Annotated in this window: 3 protein-coding genes and 1 pseudogene; all 4 read left to right on the forward strand. The window is 55.5% G+C overall.

From position 1 onward, the window contains the following. Window positions 1–128 precede the first annotated feature (128 nt). Window positions 129–1,133, forward strand: a pseudogene (locus ACGYLX_RS18875) (restriction endonuclease subunit S); the annotation flags it as partial. After that, window positions 1,130–1,969 carry a CBS domain-containing protein gene (locus ACGYLX_RS18880; RefSeq protein ID WP_394451250.1) on the forward strand — a complete coding sequence of 280 codons (840 nt, stop codon included), beginning with the start codon at window positions 1,130–1,132 and terminating at the stop codon, window positions 1,967–1,969. The pseudogene ACGYLX_RS18875 and the gene ACGYLX_RS18880, both read left to right, overlap by 4 nt. Continuing rightward, window positions 1,966–4,287 (forward strand): EcoAI/FtnUII family type I restriction enzme subunit R, encoded by a 2,322-nt coding sequence (gene hsdR / locus ACGYLX_RS18885; RefSeq protein WP_394451252.1) that lies wholly within the window; start codon window positions 1,966–1,968, stop codon window positions 4,285–4,287. Before ACGYLX_RS18880 ends, hsdR begins: the two co-directional genes overlap by 4 nt. 106 nt (window positions 4,288–4,393) lie before the next feature. Next, window positions 4,394–4,876, forward strand: coding sequence for a hypothetical protein (locus ACGYLX_RS18890; RefSeq protein WP_394451253.1), 483 nt, complete (start codon window positions 4,394–4,396; stop codon window positions 4,874–4,876). Window positions 4,877–4,953: the final 77 nt, after the last annotated feature.

The following is a 4,953-nucleotide window of genomic DNA, read 5'->3' on the forward strand; positions in this document are numbered from 1 at the left end:
CGAGTGGAAGCGATCTGTGCGTGAATGGCACCGCGTTAAAAGCCAACTCGCCATTATGTTCGAAGAACGCTTTCCCATGGCGTAACTAAAGGCGCCAGGGCACAAAATTACGCACACTCCCCCCACGAAAGAAGTTCGCCGACCGTGGTCCGTTCCCTATCATCTCTCAAGAGTCTGATTTCATAAACGGTTATTGGGCAGAGAGTGATGACGTTTGCAAAATCGACAAACCCTTGGTCATCTACGGTGATCACACACAGGTTGTGAAATACGTAGACTTCGATTTCGTAGTTGGGGCGGACGGGGTAAAAATCCTTCAACCTAAAGATTTCATTGAGCCTAAGTATTTTTATTACTTCCTATTGGCCCACCGTGTCCCATCACTTGGGTATGCGCGACATTATCGACACCTGAAGGAACAGGTTGTAGCTATCCCGCCCCCCGAGGAACAACACAAGATCATTGCGATACTGGACGAAGCCTTCGAGGGTCTGGACCGCGCCCGAGAGAACGCCGAGGTTAGCCTGCAGAATGCTCAGGAGCTGTTTGATAGCTTCCTCAGGTCTACATTCGAGAATGGAAAACAGGCTTGGCCGAACAAGTTTTTGAGCGAGATCGCTGAAAACCTCGACCGTAAGCGAGTACCAATCACCAAGAAAGATCGCATGGCGGGGGACGTTCCCTATTACGGAGCGTCTGGCGTGGTCGACTACGTGGCTGACTTCATCTTTGATGAAGACCTGCTACTGATTTCCGAAGATGGCGCGAACTTGCTCGCACGAACCTACCCGATTGCCTTTTCGATCTCAGGAAAGTCATGGGTGAACAATCACGCCCACGTCTTGAGGTTCGACGACTTAGATAGCCAAGAGTATGTTCGTCTGTACCTGAACGCGATCTCTCTTAAGCCTTACGTGAGCGGAATGGCTCAGCCCAAACTGAACCAAGCGGCGCTCAATCGCATCCCAGTTACGTATCCCAAAGAAGATACCCGCGCAGAGATCGTACTGAAGGCAGCCGAGCTATGGTCGAGAATAGAAGAGCTGGTTAAATCATATAAGGGCAGCCGAAACGACCTTGACGAACTCCGCCAGTCCCTCCTCAACAAGGCGTTCACGGGCGAGTTGACATGAGCTGGGCCACGAACCACGACGCTAGCCTCGAAAAACTGCAACAGGTTCAGGGAAGCTTGATGGTGGGCCTGATCATGGTGCCGCGAACGGATTTCTTGACCTGCGGGCCATCTGAAACTGCTGCCAAGGTCAAGAAGGCCAACAAGCTCAACTTCAGTTACATCCCTGTGGTAGATCAAAAGAAAAGAGTGGTCGGCCTTTACAACGCCGAAAGGTGGTTCGGCGATGACGCTCCAAACCATCCGGTCGAAAGCGATTACCTGCCTCTTTCCGAAGACATCGTCATTGGGGCCGATGCCAGCATATTTGATTTCATCCGCAGCGCAGATGAGGTGTCCACCAAGCTGGTCGTCTCAGGGGATGGTGTGGCAGGCCTAGTCAGCCTTTCTGACGTCCAGCAACTGCCTGTCCGTGCCGCTTTGTTTGCGTTGGTAACGAGCTTGGAAATGGCGATGGCGATGGTGATTGAGAGCAGGTGGCCGAACGCAGAGGAGTGGATGGAACTCCTTACCGAAAACCGTCGCGGGAAGCTGAAAGATCAGATAAAAATCGCAAAGCAAAGAGATGGCTTTGTGAGCGAGATCGCATTCACTCAGTTCGGAGACAAGTCCACTTTGCTGCATAAAGGCGGTCTCGTTGAAGGGACCCGAACGGCACACGAAGCTAGGTTCAATGCTATCCAAGATTTGCGTAACGACCTCGCACATGCCAATAGGTACGCAGACACCCCCGAAGCCGCCGTCACCGTCTGTCGTGTCGTCCGCGACATTTACGAAATCAAAGATCAACTGCTGAGAGCAGGCCCGGTGATCGAAAAATTCAAGACAGCCACATGAACCTTCATGACGAAACCGAAGCGGAAACACGGACGAACCGTATTCTGCCGGTTCTTCAAGCCGCAGGATGGGGTGTGGTCGAAGGGTCCCGGCTACGGGAAGAGCTGATCTGTCCGGGCCGCATCCAGTCGGGTGGTACGCGTGGGCGAGGCCTTTCCTGCGACTATGTCCTGCAGTACCGGGGACAAAAGCTGGCCGTGCTGGAGGCCAAGCGGGCCGGGATCAGCCATCGAGACGGCATCGGTCAAGCCAAGGACTATGCACACCGTCTTGAAGCGCGGTTCGCTTATGCCTCCAACGGTATCGACTGGCACCAGATTGACATGCACACCGGGGTCGAAGGCGACTTGAGCCTGCCGTTCCCGACGCCAGACGAGCTGTGGGACCGGGCCTTTGGTGATGAGAACGCATGGCGTCTGCGGTTCGGCGCTGTCCCGTTCGAGACTGATGGCGGCAAGTGGGAGCTGCGCTACTACCAGCACAACGCTATCAACGCAGCCCTTGAGGCTGTAGCCAAGGGTGACCGTCGCATCCTGCTGACACTTGCCACAGGGACGGGCAAGACCTCTATTGCTTTCCAGATCGCTTGGAAGCTCTTCCATGCCAAATGGAGCCTTGAAGGCGAACCTGTGCGGCGCCCGCGCATCCTTTTCCTTGCTGACCGTAACATCCTTGCCGATCAGGCCTACAACAGCTTCTCTGCCTTCCCATCCGACGCGGTTACTCGGATCGACCCCAGCACAATCCGCAAGAACCACGGCAAGCCGCCCAGGAACGCCAGCGTCTTCTTCACGATCTTCCAAACTTTCATGACCGGCGACAACGAGCCGACGTACAAGCAGTATCCGCCCGACTTCTTCGATTTCATTGTGATCGACGAATGTCACCGGGGCGGTGCCAATGACGAAAGCGAGTGGCGCAGGCTGCTGGAATATTTCGAGCCAGCCGTTCAGCTTGGACTGACCGCCACGCCGAAGCGCAAGCACAACGCCGATACCTACGCGTATTTCGGAGAGCCTGCGTATGTGTACGCACTAAGAGACGGGATCGAGGATGGCTTCCTCACGCCGTTTAAGGTGCGCCAGATGGCCAGCACTATTGACGAGTACGTGTTTGATCCTGACGACAAGGTGGTTCAGGGCGAAGCGCAGATTGGCGACAGCTTTTCGGAGGATGACTTCAACACCCGGATCGTCATCCCAGACCGTGAGCGCAGCCGTGTTGTCGAGTTCATGGACCAGATCGACCAACGGCACAAAACGCTGGTGTTCTGTGCAACCCAAGACCACGCCGCCTTGGTGCGGGACCTGATCAACGAAGTGAAGGGCAGCACCAACCCCAACTACTGCCACCGCGTCACTGCGAATGACGGGGCCATCGGGGACCAGCACCTGCGTGACTTTCAGGACAACGACAAGACCATTCCGACGATCCTGACGACATCGCACAAGCTGTCCACAGGGGTCGATGCCCGCAATGTTCGAAACATCGTGCTGATGCGCCCGATCAAGTCGATGATCGAGTTCAAGCAGATCATTGGCCGGGGAACGCGGGTCTATGAAGGCAAGGATTTCTTCACCATCTGGGACTTCGTGAAAGCACACGAGAACTTCAAGGACCCTGAATGGGATGGTGAACCAGAGGACCCGATTGAACCGCCTCAGCGTACGTCAGAGACGCCTACAGACCCGCCTGAGCAACCCGACTTGCCAGACGATGAAGGTGAGGGAGAAGACCCCAAGCCAAAGCTGGTGATCAAGCTGGCAGACGGGAAGGCCCGCAAGATCAGGTACATCGCGTCAACGACCTACTGGATCGACGGTAAGGTGGTTTCATCTGCCGAGTTTCTTGAACGCCTCTTCGGTGACCTGTCCGATCTTGTCGCCGACGAAGACCAACTGCGGAAAACGTGGAGCGATCCTGACAACCGCGAACGCTTCCTGTCCCAGATCGCAGACCGTGGTTATGACCGCGACAAGTTGAACGACATCCGGCAACTGGTGGACGCACCCGACAGCGACCTCTTCGATGTGCTGTCCTATATTCTGTACACGCACGATCCGAAGACCCGCTATGATCGGGCCGAGGCTGTCCGCAGCAAAGCCATGGATGGCGTGACGGACGATCTGCGCCCGCTGCTGTTGGGCATCTTAAGCGCATATGAAGAGGGCGGTGAAGACGAACTAGCCACTGGCAAGCTGACGCATTACCTGACCGCCCGCTATGGCAGTGTCGGTGAAGGGAAGGCTGTACTGGGTGGAATTGATGGCGTCCGCAGGGCCTTTCTCGACATGCAGCGGGACCTCTACAGGGCTTAGCGTAAGTATATGACTTGAAACGTTAAAACGACGTTTTCCCTGATTGGGTTCCACCATGGCACAGAGAAACTTCTGTGTTCACATGAACTCATCGAGGAAAATACACATGACACACCACATGGACATGCCCAGTGAAATCGACGCTATCACCAAGGTTTTCCACCTGCTCGTGGAATACCGCACCAGAGGCTCTGGGCTGGAGGCGTTGGTGCTTTTGGAAATCGCGCGACAGGAAGGATGCACGTCGCGTTATCTGCAAGAAGTCTTGGAGGTCGATCAATCGTCGATCTCAAGGGTCACTCGGGTCTTGGGGGACGGTATCGCACCTCCCAGGAAGCGAAAGCCTTGGGATGGCAGGGGCCTGATCTACAGCTATAAGGACCCTGAGGCTGTACCCAAGGCACCTGAAGGGAGCCGCGCTCCTAGAGCAGACCGCCTGCGCTATGCACTGACTGCCAAGGGGCGCGAACTCTTGGATGGGGTGGCTGTCTACTTGTCGGCATACTTCCCAGCCCGTCCCCTTGAACAATCTCAGCAGCGTTTAGGTTTGGGTTCCACCATTGCACAGGGTGGTCACCGTTCTGCCTGACCTGAGGTAGGCCCTGAAGCCCCGTTGCTTCCTCGACCTCCCCATCCCCTCCAACTATATCACGATCAAGGAAAGCC

Origin of the sequence: Sulfitobacter sp. 1A13496 (assembly GCF_043557225.1) — a bacterium.
Lineage (GTDB): Bacteria > Pseudomonadota > Alphaproteobacteria > Rhodobacterales > Rhodobacteraceae > Sulfitobacter > Sulfitobacter faviae.

Coding starts and splice junctions, on each gene's coding strand:
- ACGYLX_RS18880 (WP_394451250.1), top strand. CDS start 1,130: ATGAGCTGGGCCACGAACCACGACGCTAGCCTCGAAAAACTGCAACAG.
- hsdR (WP_394451252.1), top strand. CDS start 1,966: ATGAACCTTCATGACGAAACCGAAGCGGAAACACGGACGAACCGTATT.
- ACGYLX_RS18890 (WP_394451253.1), top strand. CDS start 4,394: ATGACACACCACATGGACATGCCCAGTGAAATCGACGCTATCACCAAG.